Genomic DNA, 23,572 nt, shown 5'->3' with positions numbered 1-23,572 from the left:
TTTGGCTCTTTTTATAAGCTGTATTTTGGTTGGATATCCCATATCTAGTCTTTTAACTAGATACTAAGGTCATAAAAAAAGACTTCAAATCCAATTATGAAGCCTTTTTTTTTTGTTATCTAGTAAATAGCCAAAGTCGAGACCCCAGCTAAAGCTGGGGCCTATGAGCAATCGAATTGGTCTCATATAACAATAGTATTATTCTATATTTCACGGGCTTCTAGTGCGTTTTTTTGAAACTTCTGCAGTATTGCAGCAATAAGCATCACAAGCACACAACCCACTACATTCAGCCATAAAAAAGCCATAATATCCATCATCCAGCAGCTAAATACTATGATTTCGGTAATGATAGCCGCGGTGAAGGTTGCTGATCCCCCGATCTTTTTAAGGTAAAAGGCAACTATGAAAATACCGAGAATCGTTCCATAGAATAATGATCCCAGAATATTAACCGCCTCAATTAAATTGCCCATTTTACTTGCGTAGAGGGCCATCATGATACAAAATATCCCCCAGATTATGGTTGTCCATCTGGATACAGAAAGATATTTTTCATCTGATGCATTCGAATTGACCAGCCTTTTATAGATATCAATAACAGTGGTTGAAGCCAGTGAATTTAATGCACTTGAAGTAGATCCCATTGAAGCCAGGAAAATGATCGCGATAAGCAAACCAATAAGTCCCTGAGGGAGATATTTAGTAACAAAGCTGAGAAAGACATAATTATTATCATTGGTTTCAGCTTCAGGATCATTCTTTTTCATCAGGTCTACTGCCTGCTGCCGGATTGCTTTGGTTTTTTTATCAGCAATTTCCAGAATAGTACGCTGGGAATTTATAGCAGCCTCATCCTCTGCATCCATTGCCTGTTCCAGGCGATTGATTTCGGCCTGTTTCTCTGTAAATGCATTGGAATAGTCAGTTTTTATCTGTTCCAGTTCCTTGTTATAGGGACTCTTTTCCAGCTTGCCGAGTTCATAACTATTAAAAAAAATAGGGGGTTGATGATATTGGTAAAACGTAAAAACAAGCACTCCAATCAAAAGGATCAAAAATTGCATAGGAATCTTTAAAAGACCGTTCATCAATAATCCGAGCCTGCTTTGTCCAATAGATGAACCGGTTAGATATCGTCCCACCTGACTCTGATCAGTTCCGAAATAGGATAACTGAAGAAAAAACCCTCCAATCAGTCCGCTCCAAACGGTATATTGATTATTCCAGTCAAAGGAAAAATCTATCGCATTTGTCCGCCCCATTTTACCAGCTATCTGTAAGGCTTTTCCAAATCCCACACTTTCCGGAAGCATTTTTACGACCAGAATTCCTGCGACCAGAATACCCGAAAATATGACAGCCATTTGAAGCATTTGAGTATAGGAAACCGCTTTGGTACCCCCATAAACCGTATAGCTGATTACAAGTCCGCCGATAAATAGTGTAGTTATTGTGGTGTCAATATCAAGAATAGTAGAGAGTATGATCGATGGTGCATAAATGGTAATCCCGGTTGAGAGTCCTCGCTGTACCAGGAATAATAAGGCAGTCAATGCCCTTGTTTTGAGGTCAAATCGATTTTCCAGGAACTCATATGCCGTATAAACTTTGAGTTTATGAAAAATGGGAACAAAGGTGATACTGAGTACGATCATGGCCAGTGGAAGGCCGAAGTAAAACTGAACAAAGGCCATTCCCGACGAAAATGCAAGTCCGGGAGCCGAAAGGAATGTGATTGCACTGGCCTGGGTGGCCATAACCGAAAGGGTTACACTATACCATGGAAATGCGTGATTTCCAAGCAGATAGCCTTCAATATTTTCTGTCCCGCGGCTCTTATAAATGCCATATACGACAATTATGAGCAGGGTAGTAAATAGCACTATCCAGTCAATCCCGCTCATTCATACGTTTTAGTGAACAGATAAAACAAGACAATAAGTAGTACCAGCCATACAATCAGAAGATAGTAGAACTGGTTCCATGTCTTTACAAAAGGTGGAAGATCCTGATCAGGCTTCTTCTCCATGCTGAACAACATTCATCCAGAAGCCTGCGGTTAGAAGACCCAATATTGCTCCCAGCACCATATAGCCAAAAGATCCTGTTACCACACAGGCAGTAAGGATGCCACATAATACGGCTGGAACGATGTAATAAGCACTATTAGATTTTGCAGAGTTTTCAGTTTTCATCTTAATTATTCTTTTTGTTTTGTGATCAAATTTACAAATAATCTATATGCACCGGGTATTCCGGCAGGTAATTCCCTGAAAAAAACCAGGGAAGTATATACAAATCTTCCTTTGCCATAATCAGCAACCAGCAGGGATCCGTCTTTAGGTGTTTCTCCCGGATCATTCATGCTTAAGATACGACTATATTTTGGATCGGCCTCCGCCAGGAAATACAATCCTCTTTCCTGAATCCATCCCTCAAAATCTTTAGCTGTGATCTTGTTCGGATAGTTTAACACCGGATGATCTTTTTCAAGAAATCTAACACTGGCATTCTCATCACTTACCCTGTCACGCGTGATTTTAAATGGATAAGGCCCAATATTCTGTACCAGTAACGGATTGCTAACATTGTATTGAATCAGCAAGGTCCCACCTTTGCTGACATATTCCATCAGTTTAGGCTGCATAACAGCTAATCTTTCATTTACATTATATGCCCGCACCCCTGTAATGATTGCATTGTATTGTGCTAGATCAGTATTCATAATCTCTGTTTCTGTCAGGCTAATTACCTGATAACCGATCTGTTGTAATGATTCTGGAATCAGATCGCCCGCACCTGCAATATATCCGATCTTTCTACCTCCCGTTTTAATTTCAACCCGTTCGATTTTTGATTCGGCCAGGGGAAATAGATTTTGGATTGGAATGTGTTCATAATTAATAATCCGGCTTCCCCGATTATAGGTCTGCCCCCCCGAATTAATACTTACTGTGAATTTTCCTGATACAGCCTGATTGCTGGGAATTATTGTAAACTGAACTGTTTTTTCATCTCCTTTTTTGGGCAAATTAAACTCAATTTTCTGGGGTTCAATTTTCCATCCGGAGGGTACCTGAGGAATCAGGCTGCCTTCGGTTTTTTCACGAAAGCTTTTCAGGAGGACAGTTATTGTTTTGGGGGTATTTTCGGAAAAGACATAGGCTTTATCAGCGATGCTGGCCGTAACAGCCGGTGCAACGATTAATGGCTGATATACTTCCCCCCGAACCTGATCGGTATATTTATAAATGGGAGGACGCTGGAATGAAATTACCTGATCTGAGATCCTGAAACTGAACTCAATTGGGGCTGAAGATGGTTTCTCCGGATGTCCAATTAATTGCTGATCATCAATTGTGAATATGCCTATCGGATGATTTTCGAACAGCCAGTAAGGTTCTGTGATTTCTTTTGCGAATACACTGCCCGGAATACTTTTTACGATACCTTCTTTCAGATCAAATTCCTGTTTTTGTCCATTGACACTCAGTAATTTAACAGGGATTTTGGATTGAAGTACGATATCAGACCGGAGTCTGATACTGTCACCCAATGCCTGAATTGGCTGCAAGGTGTACGACTCGAACCAAAGTCCGGAGGCTGCAGCAATCAAATCTTTCAATTCAGCGGTTTTTTGTTCCTTCCAATAGCCCTTAGGTAAGCCGTCAATTCCCTTTAGGATATTGATCAATATCGGAACAGAAGCCGATGGTTCATCCGTTTTAAAATTCTGCTCCGCGGCACTTATCATTCTACCGATTTCTTCTCCTCCCGGGATTCGGTTCCATGTTGAATTTATCCCCTCAAAAATGTCTTTTTTAGATAAAATACCTGCTGTATGTATAAAATATTCGACTGCCTGTCCGCGCTGTCTGGCACTTCCAAATCCCTGACTTTTATGATGGGTACGGCTCTCGGCAGCGATTTCGCCATAGCCTTTACCGAGCAAAGGATTATAAATTCCAACATCCAGTTTTAACTGATCTTCGGCAGTAGTATTCATTGATCCGAAATTGTAGGTATTCCAAACTATTCGTCTGGCTTGCCAGATGTCTACATATTTTAATTGTTTAGGGAAACGTTTAGGATCAGCTGCGGCGATAAATGCCTCGCGGGCAATAATTGCAGATGCGGCATGCTGACCATGGCCCGCACGTTCATCTTCAGGGAAGCGGGTGATGATTACATCCGGTTTGAACTTCCTGATTACCCAAACTGCATCAGCCAGGATTTGTTCTTTATCCCAGATTCGGAATGTCTCATCCGAATTTTTTGAATAACCAAAATCGATGGCCCTCGAAAAGAATTGTTCTGCACCATCCGTACGTCTTGCTGCAAGTAATTCCTGGGTACGTATGAGTCCGAGCAATTCTGACTGCTCATTTCCGATCAGGTTTTGGCCTCCGTCACCTCGGGTCAGGGATAGGTAACCTGTTCTGAACTTCTTTTCCTTAGCGAGAAAGGCCAGTAAACGGGTGTTTTCATCATCAGGATGTGCCGCAATATATAGTGCAGAACCCAGAGTATTCAATTTTTTGAGCCCAAGCTTAATTTCTGATGAATTGAGTTGAATAGAGCTTTGCCCGGAAACAAAAAACGGAAAAAACAGAAAGAGGATAAATCCTATTTTACGAAAGTTCATAATTTACGGTCGATAATATCCGAAAATATGGAAAAAAGTATGCCGGGAGGTGATGACACAAAAAATTTACCTTGAAAAGGATAAGATTCAGTTTTGCTTTTTGAAGTGCTTAAGCCAATAGAAGGAGAGGGTATTAATGAAAAAAACGGTCAGATATTGAATATCTGACCGTTTCCCCAAAAATTACAATTAAAAACTTGTAGATCCTTAAAGCTATTCCCCACCCCTCAGAGTACAATCACTGCATGTCTGAACTGCGTTTTTACTTTCGTAAGACAAATAGCCTTAAGGTTGATTAACCTTTATTTTATAAAATTACACTTTTTCATTATTTATCTAAAATAAGTTTTCCACATTTTTTACAAATGAAAAATACTAAAATCATTCATTTACAGGCTTTTAGCTATCTGTGCCGATTATTTCAGTATTTTTTCAAATAATTTCAGGGCTGGTTTATTCTCACCAGTCTTGCTTAAAGGCTCCAGGAATGCACTGTATATACAGGAATAAGAGTTCCTGGTTTCTTTCATAAGTTCAATTGGTTAGGCCAGTAAAAAGTAAATTAAGGTTAGAATTTCTTCCAGGGTTCGATATAAAATCAAGCTGGACTAAATCTAGATTCAATAATTTCTCTTGTTTTAGAAAGCAGGGTTTGTGCTTCTTCGGTCCTTAATGCTAGCGCACGCGTGTGTTTCTATATTTGATTCCTGGAACGCGCGTACCAGCGGGGACAGGCAGCCCGTTCCATTGGAAAAACAGTTTTGGTAAAATAAACCTTGCCGGAGGAGGTAGCTTCCGGCTATTTCCCTGTGGTTGGAGTCATCACCGGCCAATGATATGATCGTGCTTGGTACGGTGAGAACACCGACCAGAGGAGAACGCGATTTCTTGCCGGAAAACCCCGGAGGAAAGGGCTGAACTAGCTGCGTCTTAGCGAGAGCCGTTTTTAAACTTATTACCTGCTATCTAAATTGAATTCTGCTTTGAAACGGAGCTCAGTATTTCGTTCAAGTATGTAATATAATTTCTTTTTATCGGGACTAAACTCCATGATCCATCGGTTTGTTCTGGCTGCCGGAATTAAATTTGAGGTAAATTCATCTGCAGGAAAATACTGTGCTAGTCTGTTACTGATCTTTTGGTCAGAATCCCCACCATAGTTGGTAATACTATCAGGGCTACCATCGGTATGCCGATGGTCATGCTTCAGGCGGATTCCATCTTTCGTTTTTGTAAGCACCCAGGTTCTTGTTTGGTTTTCTCCAACATTAAAGGGTAGCTTTAATTCATTTCTCTTGCTTTTGTTAACCTTAAAACTCAGTACTCTGCCCCAAAAATCATTTGCTCTTGTTGTATCAGGCATATAAATGGCCTTACCATAAAAGGTTTTGCCTTCCAGGTTCCGCAGGACTTTAAAAAATTCCCTGTCCCCCTGTCCGAAAAGAAGATTGCTAAAAAGGAGCAGACCAATTGTACTGAAGAGCAGTTTCATAACTATTTTGATCTACTTACAATTCCACCCTTTTTACTGTCAACCTGCACCAGGTATTTCGCTGCATTCTGGATTATCCATCTGACAGTAACTGTTCCGTTTCCCGGGATATTGGGCACTTTTATGTTTTCAGGATCATTTTTTTGTTCTTCAGCAATGTTCAGATCACGGTTTGTAACGATCATGCCTGCCATCACTTTTGCTCCTTTTAGACTAACCAGATCAGGAACCTCAATCTTATACTTCAGATCCTGACTGGAATGTGTGGGCATTAAGCGCTTATTGGCAATGACGGCAGTCACTTCTTTTAATCCGGCACCTAAATCCTTTTCAGAGATTTCTTCGACAGAAAGTTTAGGGGTATGATAGGCATGATATAAGGTGAAAGCCATGTTTCGGTGGGCATCGCTTTCCAATAAAAATCCGGGATGCAGACGGCCAAAAGACTTCTTAAAACCACCAATTTCTATATCACCGTATTGTGGGTGTTTGAACGCTTTCCAATTGACAAAGGCATCATTAAAAAGCAGATGCCGGTCGAAAGAATACTGCTCAGATTGGGCATTTCTTTCGATAGTTTTGTTATACAACAGAAACTGTGTCCACAGCTCATTTGAAAAGGTATAAATCCCCCTTCCGCCGTAAAACCAGTCCAGTTCCCCTCCAAAAACAGAGTACAGATCTTTATAAACAACCAGATATTTATATCCCGGAATGAGTTCCTCACCTTTTTTGCCAAGGGCATCATAAACCTGAACATCCTGGGCATTATAAGTGTTTAAATCCTCCAATGCACCGGGTCCACGTAGAATCATTCCGCCATTATTATGGTATGACTGCCCTGCAGCAATGTTGGGATGTTTCATCACAAACTCAGAAATCGCGCGATTTTCAGGTAATGAGAATGGGTATTTATAGGCACCGTTTTGTATATGATTTGGCTGCCAGTTCCAAGCCCAGTCACGATTCGGGTCATAAAAACCTTCTCCGTCTTCATTAACCTCACCATCCCCGTCATTATCAATTCCCTCATAACCCAGTAATTCATATTCTCCCTGCTGATCAACTCCAATAGTAATCATTCTTCTTGGATCTTCAGGATCAGGCTTTAAACGACCATTCGGATTTTTCCGGCGCATGAAAACGATATGCCCGTCACCATCAAGGTCATCATAGCCATCTTCATTCAGTTCACCGTCGCGGTCATTGTCTATGGGGATCATCCCCGAGCGGGGAGAATGGGCAGTATTTGCCTTGTGGATAAAATTATCTCTGGCATCAGGGTTGATCGTGGGTGCGATGTAAAAAGTTTTATCTTCCAATAAGTCCTGAATATGCTTTGTATCTGCAAATGATTCAGCAAGATACCAGGCTGTGTATAGTGCGAATTCGCTACCCTGAATTTCATTGGAATGGATGTTCCCATCAATGTACATAGCAGGTTTTCTTGCAGGATCACCTTTTTTAAAATCAGAGATTGTCAGTACCCACATTTCTTTTCCAAGGTGTGATTTTCCCATTGATTCAAGCTTTACCAGATCAGGGTAGGCTTTTGCGAGCTTTTTACAGATCTCAGTAATTGCAGAGTAGTCATTATAACGGTTCCAGCTTACCTGAACTTTCGGGTTTGCGGGACTTCCCGAAGCCTTTAGGATTTGTTCAGGTTGCTGTGCCTGCAAAGCAATTGCCAGAGCAAGCTGGGGGAGGGTAAACAATATTTTTTTTATGATTGCTTTCATTATTTCTTTTTTTATCAAAACAAAGCCAGGGATTATAATGGGATTTCTACATTCTTTGTTCCGCTCGTCGGACTGCCAGCATTAATTGTCATCTTACCTGAACCTTTGATCAGCCAGGATAGGCTTTGATATCCCTGGCCCTGTATGGCATCAATGGTCTGGTTTTTGCGTCCACTGATAAGGGTTTGATTCGATTCAGTAATAATTTTAACGGATAGCTTCTTTACCCAATAACTTCGTTCTCCAACCTTTGTTTGGGTTGGTAAAATTCCTTTATTAATAAGACTGACGGTAACTCTTGTCAGGTCATTACCTAATTTCTCTTTTTTTATGTTTGTAATATCGATGTAGGGAGTATACTTGCTCAGTGCCAGAATAAAATCACTGTGCTTTTTCACCAAATCCTCAACCATTTTAAACGGTGGATTGTTTAAAACAAAAGGATCGATTCCTCCAAGTTCTACTGTTTGTCCGGGGAAATCAGGGTGTTCAATTTTTTTCCACTCTGTAAAATTATCTTTTAGTCCCTGACTATCCGCCCAACGAAGGTAATTGGCTACCGGATCATCAATTTTCAGCTCCTTAACTTTCTTTATTGTATCGGCTTTCGCTTTTGGTACCCACCATCCCGGGGTACTGAAACTATGACGTCCATAGTGAAAATAAGCCCATTGAGCAAAATCGCCACCTTCTGATGCACTTTTGGGAGCATCTTTTAAGCCAACTGTTTTATTATAAAGTTCAGAAACCAGGGTATTTGCCTTTGCATCAGCTTCAAAATAGCCGGTAATGATGCGCTTGGAAACAGCCTGTGCATTAAAAGCTACCGGTACTGAAAGGTTGTTATAGGGCCCGAAAGTTATTACCGAATAAATATTGAACATTTCAAACAGATTGTCGAGTAAAGTCCTGTTTTCAATTTCTGAGACCATATGCTCGCCTGATCCGGGGATAAAATTCGGGTAGTCATAACTCATATTCTTATTAAAATGAACTCCACCTTCAGCGTCTTCATTAAAACTTCCATCCTTATCATTGTCGGTACCTTCAGAAAAAAGCAGGTATTTGCCGGTTTCGCCTTTAGTTGGATCGGCAAGAATCATGGAACGGGGTTCTTCAGGGTTGATCCGGTACTTTCCTGTCGGATCTTCAATCCTGATCCAGCTTATTTTTCCATCTTTATTCAGATCATCAAACCCATCTTCATTCAGCTTTCCATCACGGTCGTCATCTGTAGGTTTTGCATTTCCACTTCTGGCATAGCGAATCTGTGCGAAGTATTGTTCAGTAGCATCAGGACTCATGTTAGGAAAAACATAAAATGTATTTTTCCCGAGAATTGCCATAATACTATCCTGGGCAGAATCTTTGAGTATTTTTTCTGCAAATCCTAAAGCCAGCTCGGTGCCCAGAAGGTGTGAACCCTCAACGCCTCCTACGATAGCAATGGCGGGTTTTTGCTCAGTATTGCCCTTGCCAATGCTTAGCATCCAGATATCTTTCCCCCCGAGTGTTTTAGTAAGGGATTTAACTTTTACCAGGGATGGATAGGTTTTAGCGAGTGAATTTATCCGCTCCGAAACCCGGGAGTTATTGCTGTAATCCTGTGCACTCAATTCTCCGAAAAAGAGAAAAATGCCCCACAGTACAACTGAGGTTTTGTAAATTATATTCATGTAAGAAATCGGTTAGTTTAGGCAGATAAATATAAACACAATTTCATTCTCAATTGGTTGCACAATTAAAGAATGAAAATAATTAAAAATTGCAATTACAAGGGACAAAAAGCAAATGGGTATCCGCCAATAAAATGGTTGGTTTTCAATTAGTATAAAATTTTATACTGACTTTAATTATATAAACTTTCAAATTAATTATGTAACAATATCAGCTATTTTGATAGGTACCTTTGATTTGTCAATACTTCTTTGGGAACTATTCCCCTTTTTTATTATTCACACTATTCTGATGATTTATGAAAACAAACACTTTAGTAATTACTGCACTTGCAATTACACTTGGTTTTTCAGCATGCCAAAATAATGCATCTAAAACTGGAACAGATCATTCTTCTATGGATAGTAATGAAATGGATATGGGTTCAATGTCGATGAATTCGGGCATGCAGACTGGAATGGACAAAATGATGACGGAAATGCATCAAATGGAAATGACCGGGAATATAGACAAGGACTTTGCAATGATGATGAAAAGCCACCATCAGGCCGCAGTTGACATGTCGGAGGTAGAACTTGAATCTGGGAAAGATGATGAATTGAAGAAAATGGCTCAAAAAATCATTGATTCTCAAAAATCTGAAATCAATGAGCTACAGTCTTTTATTGATAATCATAAAAATATTGAAAAAAATTATGATCCCTCAATGAAGGAACAGGGATTTTCGAAAGTGATGAATCAGAGCATGAAGATGATGATGGATATGGGTAAAATTGACGAAAATTCTTCAACTGACAAGCAGTTTACAATGATGATGATTCCACACCATCAAAGTGCTGTGAAGATGGCAGAAGGATTTGTTCAGTTTGGTAAAGATTCAAGATTAATCTCAATGGCGACAAAAATGATAGTGGACCAGAAAATGGAAATTGAGCAGTTTAAAAAATGGTCCGAGTAGTATTTATCTCTGATTTGCTATTGAGAATACCCATAAAGCTGATTAAACAGTAATTTAAATGTTCCATGTGTTTGAGCCCTGAATGTAATTTCAGGACCGAAGGCATAGAGTTTTCCCCTGCCAAGCTGCGCTTCGAATGCAGTTACCCCATCACGCAGGTAGGCCTGGCCCCATGCCCAGCCGCTTCGCAGTGGTGCCGGGTTTGAAAACCATAAGATGGGCTTAATTTTTCCACTGGCAATTGCTTCTGTTGAGATTTTGAATACCGGACTTCTATCAAAATAGATATCTGATTTTGCAGGCATTCCCCAGGCTGCTGCAATTTTATTATCTGTATCAGCCCTTAGAATACTCCCCGGAATATAATATTTTTCTGCAGGCAGACTTCGTTCCAGACCGTTTGCTCCCAGTTCAACCATTGCATTCCTTACCGGAAGGTTCAGGTGATAGGCTAGATTCGTACTGCTTCCAATGCTCACAATTTTTCCGCCAAGCTCTATGAATTTTTTTAATTCAGGGATTGATTTTTCGGCACTGATCCTTCCAAGCTGTTCTCTGAACTCCACTGGAATTGTTTCGGGATCAGGTCCAGGATTTGTAGTAATCCCTGTCCCAGGTCCAGGGAATGCTGGTATTGCCCCCGGAACAAAAATGATCACATCGTATTTTTCATTCAGATTTCCGGCGTCAATATCTTTCGCATAGACCAGTGATGCTTTAAACCTGAATTGCTCCATTAATAAACGTATCCATCCGGATGGCATGGAGCCACCATAGCTATCCCAAAGCCCGATCCGTAGTTTTGAAAGTTTCGTCAGATTTTCCGGTGCTATTGAACTTTCCCTTATTTCCAATCCTGCATCATTTTTTACTTTGTTCAATAAATTTTTTGTTTTTGGATTTCCGGGAATAAAGAAATCCCCGCGTTCATCTCCCCTGTTTATCCTGTAAACTTTTTCTCCCGCTTTTAATACTTCATTAACTGCGATAAATGCATTGTTAGATTCCGCATTGATCAGGTAAGCTTTTGCAGAAGCAAGTATTCCAGGTTCAGGCCTTTGAATTTCGCCATATTCAATAGGCTGAAATGGACCAATGAAATCATCCTGAAGTCTGTCGAATTGCACATGCATCATGTAAGCCAGAGTCCAGCCTGCAGCATCGTATGGAGCAACGGGAGGGCCTCCTTCGTATTTAAAATCATTCGGATGGTCCTGTGGTTCAAACATATCCAGCACATGCGGCCTGAAAGCCTGATTCGTTTTAATAACAAAGGAACCTTTCGGATAGTTTTTCCCTGCTACATTGAAATCAACTGTGGCTTTATGTACTAAAATTCCAGAGCGGATCAGTGCATTTACAAATTTTACAGCAGTCTGGAAATCAGCCTGATCTGCAGGTATGATATATCCTCTGGCATCCCGCGAAGCGGGATTATTCATTACCGTATCAAAGTATTTTTTTGGAAGGATTTGCTGATTAGAAATTTTTGCTCCGGGCTGATCTTTAAGATAAGCCTGATTGATGGCTTCTACCTTATTAGGGGAAAGCCCCCAGGTATCTTTACTTCCACGTTCAATGGAGTTTTTACCCATCCGGTAAATATTAAACAATAATTCATCACGATATCTCACAGCGTAATTCAGTACCGCATAATTCAAAGAAACTGAATAATCTATTGACTGCCGGAAATGCCATTTTTGAGGGGTTACCGGGAAGGTTGTTCCGCCATTTGGAATCAGGCGTTGCGGAACAAGGGATATTTCAGTAGGTGTTGGTCCACCAATAGTTTCAGTCAGCAGTCCTATAATATTATGAAAGTAGGTGGTAGTACGCAGGCCTCCGTTATACCAGGTAGAAAACACGGAACCATATTTTTGGGTATAGCCCGGTTTATTCTCAACGTTAAGTCTTGAATTCATGGCTGCCCCAAGGGCATCCAGACTGGTCATCAGTATCGGGTCAAAAACATAATTAAAGGGATCCCGATAAGGTGCACCCGCAACAACAGAGCCCTCCGGGCCTCTCTGGTGATGATTATACATAATCTGGGGCAACCATTCAACAAATAATTGTCTGCTTATATTCTGCGTTTCCTTCAGATTCATCATAAAGAAGTCGCGGTTATTATCATGGCCGGCATATTTTTCATATAAACGCGGTAAGTGTTGCAGCGAACGTTTTTCGGGCTTACTTTCACGCATGTACCAGTTGCTGACAAGTTCATGGCCATCAGGATTGGCATGTGTCATTAAAATAATCGTGTTGTCAAGAATGCGGATGGTCTCAGCATCATTTCGGCTGACCAGGTTCCATAAGGTTTCGATGAGCTGATGAATACCCAGAGTTTCTGTCGAATGTAATCCTCCATCAATCCAGACAATTGCTTTCCCTTTCTCTGCGAGCTCCCTTGCATCAGATTCTGATAAATTTTCAGCCCTGGCCAGCTTTTGAGATATTTCTTTGTAGTCCTCTAATTTTTTTAAGTTTTCTGGGGAAGACACGATCAGCATAGGTTGTGTTCTTCCTTCTTCTGTCTCCCCGATTCCTACAAGTTTCACTCGCTCAGATTGTTCGGACAGCTTTTTGAAGTAGTCAGCTGTCTGGCTGAAGTTGGCTAATTGATAATCGTCCCCTATTGTAAATCCGAAATGTTCTTTTGGGGATATTTGGGCAAATAAATTGTTTAAAAGAAAAATGCCGGCCAGGAGCAGGGAAAACTTACGCATATTAATTTGTTTGAATAAGCAAGTTAAGAGTAATAGGAATACGAACAAATTCAGGTATTCTGAAATTATTATTAGGTATCTTGTGAAGATGGCTTATTTTTTCAAATAGGTCTAACTAATTATGCTCCCATACGAAGAACAGGCCTACAAAGAACTCGAACTCTGGAAAAAGAAGACCCTGAAAAAGCCAGGTTTTTTTGATCTTGCTTCGAAGGGAATTCAGAACCGTTTGAACAAACTTATCCCGGAGAAAGTTCATAATGCGATCACGGTAGCTATTGAAAAGATGATCAAAGCGGTGCTTTTTGGCGCCAAATATGTTACCAAAAAACCGAGGGTAGATAGTTCATTGCAACTTAGGGAGGCTTTTGTTAAAGAAAGAATACAGTTTTACAGGAAAACAGCATCTGCTGAAGGTGCGGTGACAGGAGCAGGGGGCTTTCTGCTTGGTTTAGCCGAATTTCCCGTTCTGATCGGGATTAAGATGAAACTGCTTTTTGATATTGCGGCCCTGTATGGATATGATGTTAAAGATTACAGAGAGCGTCTTTACATATTATATATTTTTCAGCTTGCATTTTCGAGCCAGCAAGGCAGGATTAGAGTTTTTAAACAAATTTCAGACTGGAATTCTTATATAGGTTCCCTGCCGGAGGATGTCGATCAGTTTGATTGGCGTACTTTTCAGCAGGAATACCGCGATTATATTGATCTGGCAAAAATGGCACAATTAATTCCTGTGATTGGAGCTGTCGTAGGGGCAATAGTGAATTATAAACTGATTGATAAACTGGGTGAAACAGCCATGAATTGTTACAGGATGAGGAAAATCAGCTCTCTAAAAATTATAAATCAGGTCAAAAAGTCTAAGTTCTGATCAGAAAAGTCTTTCATTCGGTGGTTTTACTCCCTTCAAACGAAGATATATTGTTGTCTGGGCGCGATGATGTGTCTGATGCTCAAATGCTTTATTCAGCCATCCAAACTGGTCAGTTTCATAATTCCCCCGTTTAATCAGACTATCCATTTTTGAAGCATCCATATTACGTAATGATTGAATCGCGAAGTCGTAACATTCCATCACTACTTTGGTAAGTGCGTCCTTATTCTTGAATTCATCTGATTTTTCGAGTACTTTGCCCTGGTAAATAGGGCTTACCCCAGTAGCATTTGCAACCAATCTGACAGTTCCCTGCGACATATGCAGCATCTGCTCTGCAAAACTACGGATATCTGGAACGGGTTTAAAATTAACTCCATCATCTGGCATTGCATCCAGATACTCCCTGGTATAAATTTTTGCCCTTTCCCAGTCAACTATCATGTTCGCTTTGACTACTTCATTGTTCAGCCCCTGAGCAATAATGGAATTGCTCATCATTAGTAAGCTACTGATAACCAATAGTGATTTTAAATTTTTCATTATTGCTGTAATTGGTTAATTGAATTAGCGTTGTAAATTCCCTGCCGGATCTACCCTGACATTAAAAGGCTGAAGATACCGGTCAGCAAGAATCCCGAATTCTTTTCTTGTGATATTTCTATTCAGATCAAATATGCTGTTGAATTTGAAACTTACTTTCCAACCTTCCTCTATTTCTTTTTTTAATTCCTCCCCACGTGTTGCTGTGAACATTAACAGACTGATTACATCTCCGATGGTTAAGGTATCTGCTTTATTATCTGCAAACCAAATCTGACTTCTTGTATAAAATTCTTTCATAGGTGCCCTTAATTCTTCAGCAGTAATGGTAGAGGCAGTATCAAACTTGATTTTGTTAATATTTCCTTCTTTTACCACAATTGATTTCATCAACCCGCTGAGGCCTAATTGCTGAAAGGCTTTAAAATTTGGATCTTTAAGGTCAATGTCAGAATATGGTATCAGCACAGCATCAAAGGCCAGTAATTCGCCCTGTACTACCCTGATATTAATTGCTTTGGTAGAAGTTTTAAAAAATGCACAATAAGCCGCAATAGTTCCTGCAGCCTGGCCCAGCTCCATCCTTTCGGGTTTTACTTGTCCGATTTGTTTAGGAACAACAACAAAATTTTCAAAACCTGCCGGAATTAAAGCACTTGGAGGAATTGAAGCAATTGCACGTTCATTATTAGTCAGTTCCAGGTAACCAGTAGCCATTCCACTTCTGCTTAGTTTGCTGTCAAATGGATTTTCATTATTTATCGGAATAGTCACTGCTTTTTTTACATCTATTCTGAGTATAGACGCTAAAAAAAGGTTTTCAGTTGCATCTACTATTACATCTGCTTTGATTTTCTGGCCACCTTTGAGCTTCACTTCCCAGCCTTTGCCGTCTTTCTTTATATCATCTACCACATTATTGTGGTTGAGATTCAGATTTTTGACCGTATCTGCAATATTTTTAATCAGACTGGTGGCTTGATCAAGATTAATTTTTAAAGCTATGATCGAATCAGTGGCTTGAGTTTTTTTTCTCTCCTTCAAAAGGTAGTGGTTTCTGATGTTCCTTAAATAGGGAAGATCTTCCTCCGCAAATACCGGATTTACAGATAAGGATTGTGTCAAATAGGTTGTTTTTGCACCGGATCGTGCTGATTGAATGGCTGCAGAAGCACCTGCAGCTGTGTTTCCAACAACCAGAACTCCCGTTTTTATTGTTTGTGCCTGTAAATAAATGCTAAACAGCATTAGAAATAAGAATAAAGAATTATGCTTGATCATAATTATAAATATCAAAGGGCTTAAATTACTGTTTCTTTCATTAAATTTATTCAGATCGACAAATCAGCAATTATGAAACTTCATTTACATAGAAATAGTATCCTTTTAATTCTTTGCATCCTAAGTTTTACACTGGGAGGGTTTATTACCCAAAAAATTGATGAAGAGAAAATTACTGTAGCACTGATAAAGCATGCGCAGAAAATTATCGGATTGAATTTTACAGATGCAGAGGCGGATACTATGATTCAGGATTTGGAAGGAAAGCGGAAAAGTTATGCAGCTCTGCGAAAGCTCAATATTTCAAATTCGGTTTCGCCTGTTTTAAACTTTAATCCCCTTCCAACCGGGTACCGATTCCCTGATCAGTCCAACTATTTTAAGGTTTCTAGCCAGCATATTAAGCTTCCTGCCGACAGAGAGAATCTTGCTTTTTTTACCATTACTCAGCTCGCCGGATTGATACAAAGCAAACAGATCACGTCTGTAGAACTGACCCGATTTTTCATTGATCGGCTTAAGAAATATGATCCGGAATTGTTATATGTGGTAAGTATAACTGAGGAGAGGGCGATGAAACAGGCCAGGGAGGCTGATGCAGAGATCGCCACCGGAAAATACAGGGGATTGCTGCATGGAATTCCATTTGGAGTCAAAGACCTGCTGGCCACCAAAGATTACAAAACTACCTGGGGATCAGTTATTTATAAGGATCAAAATCTCAACATGGATGCAACGGTTATTACACGACTCGAGAATGCAGGTGCGGTATTAATCGCTAAAATGACTCTTGGTGAGCTGGCGATGGGTGATGTTTGGTTTGGTGGTAAAACAAAAAATCCATGGGATATAAAGCGTGGTTCAAGTGGTTCATCTGCGGGTTCAGCATCTGCAGTTGCTGCAGGCTGTCTGCCATTTGCCATTGGATCCGAAACGCTGGGGTCAATCGTTTCTCCTTCCACAGAATGCGGTACCACCGGACTTCGCCCGAGTTTTGGCCGCGTAAGTAAACACGGAGCCATGGCTTTAAGCTGGAGTATGGATAAATTAGGTCCAATCGCCCGGAGTGTTGAAGATTGTACGATTGTGTTTAACGCGATTCAGGGTGTTGACGGGAAGGATCTTAGTGCAATCGCAGCACCCTTCAATTATACTAGTCCGGTTGGTTCAAGCCTTAAGGGTACACGTATTGGCTATATCAAGTCTGAATTCAAGCTTAAATATTCAAATTCATCCAACGATAGTATTACACTGATTAAGTTAAAGGAATTAGGTGCAGAACTAATTCCCTTCGAGCTTCCTGAATTTCCTTATAGTGATATGCTCATCGTTTTATCAGCCGAATCGGGTGCCGCGTTTCAGGAGCTAAGCCTATCAAACCGCGACGATTTAATGGTGAGACAGAATAAAAATGCCTGGCCAAGTGGATTTCGTTCTGCGCAATTCATACCTGCTGTAGAATATATTCAGGCAAACCGGGCAAGAGCATTACTGATCGAGCAGATGAACCAGAAAATGAAGAATATTGACCTGTTTGTTGCACCTGCTTTTGGGATGAATTTACGCGCTACTAATTTAAGTGGTCATCCCTGCGTAGTTTTACCAAATGGGTTTAGAAACGGTCTTCCGGGTAGTATTACCTTTACCGGACAATTATTTGGTGAAGGAAAACTATTGAAAGTGGCCCAGGCCTATCAAAAAGCCACGGACTTTAATCAGCAACATCCGCCATTAAATTTTTAGAAATTCCTGAGTTTCTGTCATAAAAAGATCTATATGCAAAAAAGTATCAACGAAATTTTTGAGCTGCAAAAGGTTCATAGCATTCTACTGCGCAGTACTGGTGCAGCAGAGCGAAAGGAAAAGTTGAGGAAGCTCAAAATGATAATTCAGGAAAATGAGGGGCTGATATTTGAGGCACTTCAAATTGATCTTCGGAAATCTGAGTTTGAGGCGGCATTGACGGAAGTTTATTTTGTTTATGCCGAAATAGATTTTGCAATTAAAAATCTGTCATCCTGGTTAAATCCCCGAAAGGTAGCAGCGGGTTTGAGTAGTTTTTTCACTAAAAATAGAATATTTTATGAACCTAAGGGGGTGTCTCTGATCATTTCACCCTGGAATTACCCTTTTCAACTACTGATTGCACCGCTTGTTTCGGCAATTGCTGCAGGTAACTGTGCTATGCTCAAGCCTTCTGAATTAAGTCCGGCAACTACTTCAGTTCTATTAAAATTGATAAATGATAGTTTTGATTCAAAGGAAATAGCCTGTTTTGAAGGCGGTGTTGAGGTATCAGAAGCTTTACTTGAATTGCCTTTTGATCATATTTTCTTCACCGGAAGCCCGAAGATTGGAAAGGTAATTATGGCCGCAGCAGCCAGGCACCTGAGTTCTGTAACTCTCGAACTTGGGGGTAAATCGCCTGCATTAATTGCTGAGGATGCTGACCTTCAAAAGGCAGCAGAAAAAATCGTCTGGGGCAAGTTTATGAATTCCGGTCAGACTTGTATCGCTCCTGATTATGTTTTTATCCATGCAAGCAAGGAGCAGGAGTTTTTACGACTGGCTTCCCTAAAAATTGCCCAGTTGTTCTATAATAATGATGTGCTGGATAAAAGCAGCTATGGTAAGATCATAAGTACAGGCCATTATCAGCGATTGAAAGCCCTTAGGGATAAGGCCGTGGATGATGGCGCACAAATCATAAAAGGCGGTACTGATAGTGATGAAGACCAAACAATTGAACCGGTTTTGTTGAGTAAGGTTTCGGTATCTTCTGCAATTATGCAGGAAGAGATATTTGGACCCCTGCTTCCAGTGATTACTTATGAATCAATAAGCAAGGCCATAGATTTTATTAACCAGATGCCAAAACCACTCGCACTATATATTTTTTCCGGTTCAGATGCTATAGTCAGGAATACTATAAAACAAACCTCAGCCGGAGGTACCTGTGTGAATGATGTGGTAATCCATATTTCAAATCCTAACCTTCCTTTTGGAGGGATTGGAAACAGTGGTTCGGGCAGTTGTCATGGATTTTTTGGCTTCAGGGCTTTTTCCCATGAACGTGCAGTGATGTTTCAATCTAAAATAGATTTCAGTAAGATTGCATATCCGCCTTATCCTAAGAAGCAAAGTCTGTTAAAATGGCTTAAAAAGATTATGTGATGATTGATGTATTGCATTTGTTTCCAGCACTTAATTCCTCTCTGATTGAGGTATTGACCGGATTAGATAGGCGGCAATGGAATAATGATACCGTATGCAGACAATGGAAAGTAAAGGATATAGCAGCTCATTTACTGGATATTTCGCTGAGACGTTTATCCATTGGCCGTGATGCTTACCAAATTGAAAATCCAGAAATCAAATCGTATCAGGACCTTCTAAATTATCTGAATGACCTGAATGCTGATTGGGTGAATGCCTACAAAAGGGTAAGTCCCAAAATTATTTTAGATCAATTAATTTTGGCTCAAAGACAGATGCATCAATATCTTGAAAGCCTTGATCCTGATGCAAAAGCCATGTTTCCGGTTTCATGGGCAGGTGAAGATGTTTCTACAAACCGTTTTGATATCGCCAGGGAATATACTGAAAGATGGCATCATCAGCAGCAGATCAGGCAGGCGGTAGGAGCAAAATCTATTATGGACAGGGAATTTTATAATCCTTTTCTTCAAATCTGTATGCAGGCATTGCCCTATCATTACAGAAACTTTGAATCGCCCGAAGGTACTATCATCAGGGTGGAGGTAGTTGGAGATGCAGGAGGTGTATGGTCGATCATTAGAAAAGGGCATAATTGGGAATTCAGCAATGAGCCCGGTGAATTTACATCCCAAATATATATTGACCAGAATATAGCCTGGATGCTATTTTCGAAAGGAATAGAAATTAGTCAGGCTAAACAATATTGGCAGGTGATTGGTGATCAGGAGCTGGGGATGCATGCTCTGGCAATGCCTGCGTTTATGGTATAAAATCAAAAAATTATTATGAACAATGACTTAGAAAAACTAAAGTTTCCAATTGGGAAATATAAAATTGAGCCTGTTGAGGAGCAGGACTATCCGAAGTTAATAGATCAGTTAGAGACATTGCCAGGGATGGTCAGGAAAGCGGTTGCGGGTTTGACCGATGAACAGTTAGACACACCTTACCGGGAAGGTGGCTGGACATTAAGGCAGGTGGTTCATCATTTGCCGGATAGTCATTTAAATGCCTATATGCGGTTTAAACTGGCATTAACTGAAGATACCCCAATTATAAAACCCTATGAAGAGGGTCTGTGGGCCGAAAGCACAGAAGCAAAACATGGGCCTGTGAATGATTCTTTGGATTTGCTCGATAGTTTGCACAGAAGATGGGTGGCTTTTTTGAGGACCCTGAAGCCTGAAGATTTTCTTCGCAAATATTATCATCCGGCACAGCAGAGGAATTATGTATTAGGCAATGTGTTAAGTTTATATGTTTGGCATGGAAATCACCATCTTGCCCATATTACTGAGACAAAAAAAGCAAATGGATGGAAATAATAAAACCCTCATCAGTCGAGACTAATGAGGGTCTTTTTAAGATTTTGTTTTGATTATTGAGCGCTTGACTTAGCTTCCTGTTTCATTGTCTCGTTGGCAACGATCACAATTTCAACACGACGATTTTGTGCTTTACCATCTTCCGTTGTATTATCGGCAATTGGCTCACTTTCGCCTCTGCCTTCAGTGCTTAAACGGCTTGAGCTGATACCCTGACTTAGAGCATATGTTTTAACTGATTCAGCACGTCGTTCTGATAAACGTCTGTTATACTCATCTGAACCACTTGAATCGGTATGTCCAACAATCAGGATGGTAGTTTCCGGATTATTTTTCAAGGAGACCGCAAGGTTTTCGATGTTTGTACGTGCAGCTGATTTAAGTGCATACTGATTAACATCAAACAAAATACCTGAATCAAATTTTACGATGATACCTTCACCTTCACGAATAACCTCAGCATTAGGAACCGTATTTTTGATTTCTTCAGCCTGACGATCCATTTTACGGCCAATGATAGCACCTGCAGTACCACCAATTGCTCCGCCAAGGATTGCTCCAACCGCAGTATTGCCTGCCTTTTTACCAATAATTGCACCAAGTGTACCACCAGCAGCAGCACCAATAACTGTACCTTTTTGTGTTTTTGTTGCGGTAGCGCAACTTTGAAATAACATTGCAGAAGCGGCAATGGCTAATCCTAGTGTTGCTATTTTAATCTTTGTATTTTTCATGATTATTTTTTTAGGTTCTTTCATGATATCTTCAAACCAAGTGCCAAAATTAGATTTAATTTTGAAGGATGTACTTTTGTATAAATATACATGAAAAATAAAAAAGATATAAATTTATTGGGATGCGGCTGGCTGGGCTTTCCATTAGCTCTTGACTTAATTTCAAGGGGTTTTACTGTAAAAGGTAGTACAACCAGTCCGGAAAAAATGCCAGTATTAAAAAATGCAGGGATTGACCCAATTTTAGTACAATTTGATCAATCTCTGCCTGATCCTGATCTTACTGAGCTCTTAGATGCTGATATTCTTATTGTTTCTGTCCCTCCCGGTAGAAGAAGCTCTGAAGGACCGGAGAATTATAAAAGAATGGGTGAAATCCTGTCTGCGCAAATACCCGGAAGCAGGATATCCAAACTAATTTTTATCAGTTCCACCTCCGTTTACTCAGAAAGTAATAGGGTATTAACAGAAAGCTCTGAGATCTCACCTGTAACTGTATCCGGAAAAGTAATTGCAGGAGTTGAAAAGAGTATGTTATCGCTTCCTATACAGGTAATAATTATAAGACTTGCCGGATTATTTGGGCCGGGAAGGTCTCCTGGAAGATTTTTTGCAGGTAAAACTAATATTCCCAATGGCTTGGCACCGGTCAACATGATTCATCAGGAGGATGTGATTGCCCTGATTTGGGCCCTTATTGATTCGGATACTGCTGAAGGGGTATACATCGGATCTACTCCATCACATCCCACAAAAGAAGAATTTTATACTCTGGCAGCCCGGCTTGACAAGCTACCGGAGCCGGATTTTATTCCAGAGATGCTAAACTGGAAAATTGTTGAGAGTGAACGGGTAGAGAAGGAATTGGGTTTTTCATACAAATTCCCTAACCTGATGGACAGGCTTAATCAAGCCTGAGGGTCTAATTGTTAATTAAAATTTGAATTAGATAAGAATTTCGTATAAAGAAAGCCACTAGTTAAATATTCGTCTTACCCGATTTTTTATACATCTTTCATATTCTTTGCTTAAATTTATACCTTAACCAATTATAAAGGAGCGCAGGAGATTTGATTTCCCCTCTGCATTTCCCGTTTGTTAATTATATGAAGAAGTTTTTTTCCTTTCTTGGTCTTATTTTATTTGTTTGTACTTATTCTGAGGCAGCTCAGCCTGATTCTTCTGTAATTAAGCGGGTCAATGAATTGTCAACCATCATTCAAAAGAAGTACGCACCCGATAGAAGAGTAGAATTTTATCAGCTAAAACAGCAAAATGCGGTTCCTTTAACGTATAAACTCGAAATCAGCAAGCCGGAAGCGGCAACTGAACTAAAGGCATTACTGAATTCTGAAAATCTTCCTGTTCAAATTAATGAGGAGGTTCTTCCTTCCAGGGATCTTGGAGAGAAGGTCTATGGAATTGCCAATTTATCAGTCATAAATACCAGGTATGGCCCTGATCATGCCGCAGAAATGGCCACTCAGGCGGGTTTGGGAACGCCACTGAAAGTATTAAAAAAGGAGAGAGGGCACTATTTTGTACGAACACCCGATAATTACCTTTCCTGGACTGAGTCGGCAGGTGTAAGCCTGATGACTAAAACAGAATTTGAAAATTGGCAAACGGCAGAAAAGCTTATTTATACTGATTTATTTGGACAGGCCTATTCAGAGGCATCAGAAACGTCACTTCCGGTTTCAGATTTAGTTGCAGGCAATATCATACAGTTAATCAGTGAATCTAATGGGTTCTATAAAATTTCCTTTCCGGATAAAAGGATAGCTTATATTCCCATAAATAAGGCCCGCTTATTTGATCAGTGGAAAGAACTTCCCGATCCCGGTGCTGATCAGATTCTGAGAACAGCCCGTAATTTTTTGGGTATCCCTTATTTATGGGGTGGTACTTCAGTAAAAGGCATGGACTGCTCCGGTTTCACAAAAACAAGTTATTTTCTGAATGGAATTGTACTTCCAAGGGATGCTTCTCAGCAGGCATTGGTTGGAGAGAACGTAGATATTCAGGAGGGCGATTCTGTGAGTATTGAAAAATCCTTGAAAGCCCTGAAGTCGGGTGATCTTTTGTTTTTCGCTGCCAACAAACAAACCAGGCGCGTTACTCATACTGCTATTTACATTGGCAATGGTGAATTTATTCAGGCTGCCGGATTGGTCCGGATTAACAGCATGATCAAAGGCGCAAAAAATTATGACGACTTTCAATCAAGAACGATGGTAGGGGCTCGCCGGATGCTTACAGCAATTGGTGAACCTGAAGTTACACGTGTAAATAAACATCCTTATTATCAAAGGATAATTAACCAATAATTAGAAACTAATCAAAA

Annotated in this window: 18 protein-coding genes; 8 read left to right on the top strand and 10 right to left on the bottom strand. The window is 40.2% G+C overall.

Annotated features, from left to right (window positions below):
• Positions 1-203 precede the first annotated feature (203 nt).
• The 6 genes from Q8S11_RS06985 to Q8S11_RS06960 form a co-directional block, all read right to left on the bottom strand.
• Positions 204-1,907, bottom strand: coding sequence for a sodium:solute symporter (locus tag Q8S11_RS06985; protein ID WP_305661367.1), 1,704 nt, complete (start codon positions 1,905-1,907; stop codon positions 204-206).
• A 108-nt stretch (positions 1,908-2,015) separates the two neighbouring features.
• Positions 2,016-2,198, bottom strand: a complete 183-nt coding sequence (locus Q8S11_RS06980) for a hypothetical protein (RefSeq protein WP_305661366.1) — start codon at positions 2,196-2,198, stop codon at positions 2,016-2,018.
• 5 nt (positions 2,199-2,203) lie between these two features.
• On the bottom strand, positions 2,204-4,648 hold the full coding sequence (locus tag Q8S11_RS06975) for a PIG-L family deacetylase (protein WP_305661365.1): 2,445 nt from the start codon (positions 4,646-4,648) through the stop codon (positions 2,204-2,206).
• A gap of 955 nt (positions 4,649-5,603) precedes the next feature.
• Positions 5,604-6,140, bottom strand: a complete 537-nt coding sequence (locus tag Q8S11_RS06970) for a hypothetical protein (RefSeq protein WP_305661364.1) — start codon at positions 6,138-6,140, stop codon at positions 5,604-5,606.
• Positions 6,141-6,142: 2 nt separating this feature from the next.
• On the bottom strand, positions 6,143-7,879 hold the full coding sequence (locus Q8S11_RS06965; protein ID WP_305661363.1) for a M14 family metallopeptidase: 1,737 nt from the start codon (positions 7,877-7,879) through the stop codon (positions 6,143-6,145).
• A 32-nt stretch (positions 7,880-7,911) separates the two neighbouring features.
• Complete coding sequence (locus tag Q8S11_RS06960; protein ID WP_305661362.1) at positions 7,912-9,555, bottom strand: M14 family metallopeptidase; 1,644 nt, start codon at positions 9,553-9,555, stop codon at positions 7,912-7,914.
• 299 nt (positions 9,556-9,854) lie between these two features.
• On the opposite strand from Q8S11_RS06960, the gene Q8S11_RS06955 reads away from it, so the two are divergent.
• Positions 9,855-10,514 carry a DUF305 domain-containing protein gene (locus Q8S11_RS06955; protein WP_305661361.1) on the top strand — a complete coding sequence of 220 codons (660 nt, stop codon included), beginning with the start codon at positions 9,855-9,857 and terminating at the stop codon, positions 10,512-10,514.
• 17 nt (positions 10,515-10,531) lie between these two features.
• Here Q8S11_RS06955 and Q8S11_RS06950 read toward each other — a convergent pair whose 3' ends face one another.
• Positions 10,532-13,243 (bottom strand): M14 metallopeptidase family protein, encoded by a 2,712-nt coding sequence (locus tag Q8S11_RS06950; protein ID WP_305661360.1) that lies wholly within the window; start codon positions 13,241-13,243, stop codon positions 10,532-10,534.
• A gap of 121 nt (positions 13,244-13,364) precedes the next feature.
• On the opposite strand from Q8S11_RS06950, the gene Q8S11_RS06945 reads away from it, so the two are divergent.
• Complete coding sequence (locus tag Q8S11_RS06945) at positions 13,365-14,120, top strand: EcsC family protein (RefSeq protein WP_305661359.1); 756 nt, start codon at positions 13,365-13,367, stop codon at positions 14,118-14,120.
• On the opposite strand, the gene Q8S11_RS06940 is transcribed toward Q8S11_RS06945, so the two are convergent.
• Together Q8S11_RS06940 and Q8S11_RS06935 are read right to left on the bottom strand one after the other, a co-directional pair.
• A complete protein-coding gene (locus tag Q8S11_RS06940; protein WP_305661358.1) occupies positions 14,121-14,666 on the bottom strand; it encodes a DinB family protein in 546 nt (181 codons plus the stop codon).
• 24 nt (positions 14,667-14,690) lie between these two features.
• Positions 14,691-15,947: a hypothetical protein gene (locus tag Q8S11_RS06935; protein WP_305661357.1), complete on the bottom strand. Its 1,257-nt coding sequence runs from the start codon at positions 15,945-15,947 to the stop codon at positions 14,691-14,693.
• A 72-nt stretch (positions 15,948-16,019) separates the two neighbouring features.
• On the opposite strand from Q8S11_RS06935, the gene Q8S11_RS06930 reads away from it, so the two are divergent.
• Genes Q8S11_RS06930 through Q8S11_RS06915 form a run of 4 tightly spaced genes read left to right on the top strand, consistent with a single transcriptional unit; the run spans position 16,020 to position 20,491 of the window.
• Positions 16,020-17,690, top strand: coding sequence for an amidase (locus Q8S11_RS06930; RefSeq protein ID WP_305661356.1), 1,671 nt, complete (start codon positions 16,020-16,022; stop codon positions 17,688-17,690).
• A gap of 33 nt (positions 17,691-17,723) precedes the next feature.
• Complete coding sequence (locus Q8S11_RS06925; protein WP_305661355.1) at positions 17,724-19,121, top strand: aldehyde dehydrogenase family protein; 1,398 nt, start codon at positions 17,724-17,726, stop codon at positions 19,119-19,121.
• Positions 19,121-19,936: a maleylpyruvate isomerase N-terminal domain-containing protein gene (locus Q8S11_RS06920; protein ID WP_305661354.1), complete on the top strand. Its 816-nt coding sequence runs from the start codon at positions 19,121-19,123 to the stop codon at positions 19,934-19,936. Before Q8S11_RS06925 ends, Q8S11_RS06920 begins: the two co-directional genes overlap by 1 nt.
• 15 nt (positions 19,937-19,951) lie before the next feature.
• Positions 19,952-20,491, top strand: a complete 540-nt coding sequence (locus tag Q8S11_RS06915) for a YfiT family bacillithiol transferase (protein WP_305661353.1) — start codon at positions 19,952-19,954, stop codon at positions 20,489-20,491.
• A gap of 53 nt (positions 20,492-20,544) precedes the next feature.
• Here the strand turns inward: Q8S11_RS06915 and Q8S11_RS06910 are convergent, their stop codons facing one another.
• Complete coding sequence (locus tag Q8S11_RS06910; RefSeq protein ID WP_305661352.1) at positions 20,545-21,225, bottom strand: OmpA family protein; 681 nt, start codon at positions 21,223-21,225, stop codon at positions 20,545-20,547.
• 90 nt (positions 21,226-21,315) lie between these two features.
• Between Q8S11_RS06910 and Q8S11_RS06905 the strand changes: the two genes are divergently transcribed.
• Positions 21,316-22,143 (top strand): SDR family oxidoreductase, encoded by an 828-nt coding sequence (locus Q8S11_RS06905; protein ID WP_305661351.1) that lies wholly within the window; start codon positions 21,316-21,318, stop codon positions 22,141-22,143.
• Positions 22,144-22,331: 188 nt separating this feature from the next.
• A complete protein-coding gene (locus Q8S11_RS06900; RefSeq protein WP_305661350.1) occupies positions 22,332-23,555 on the top strand; it encodes a C40 family peptidase in 1,224 nt (407 codons plus the stop codon).
• The last annotated feature ends 17 nt before the right edge of the window (positions 23,556-23,572 follow it).

This window comes from Daejeonella sp. (assembly GCF_030695525.1).
Taxonomy (GTDB): Bacteria; Bacteroidota; Bacteroidia; order Sphingobacteriales; family Sphingobacteriaceae; genus Daejeonella.
The sequence above is the reverse complement of the archived record's forward strand: the minus strand, read 5'-3'. Positions and strand labels throughout refer to the sequence as shown.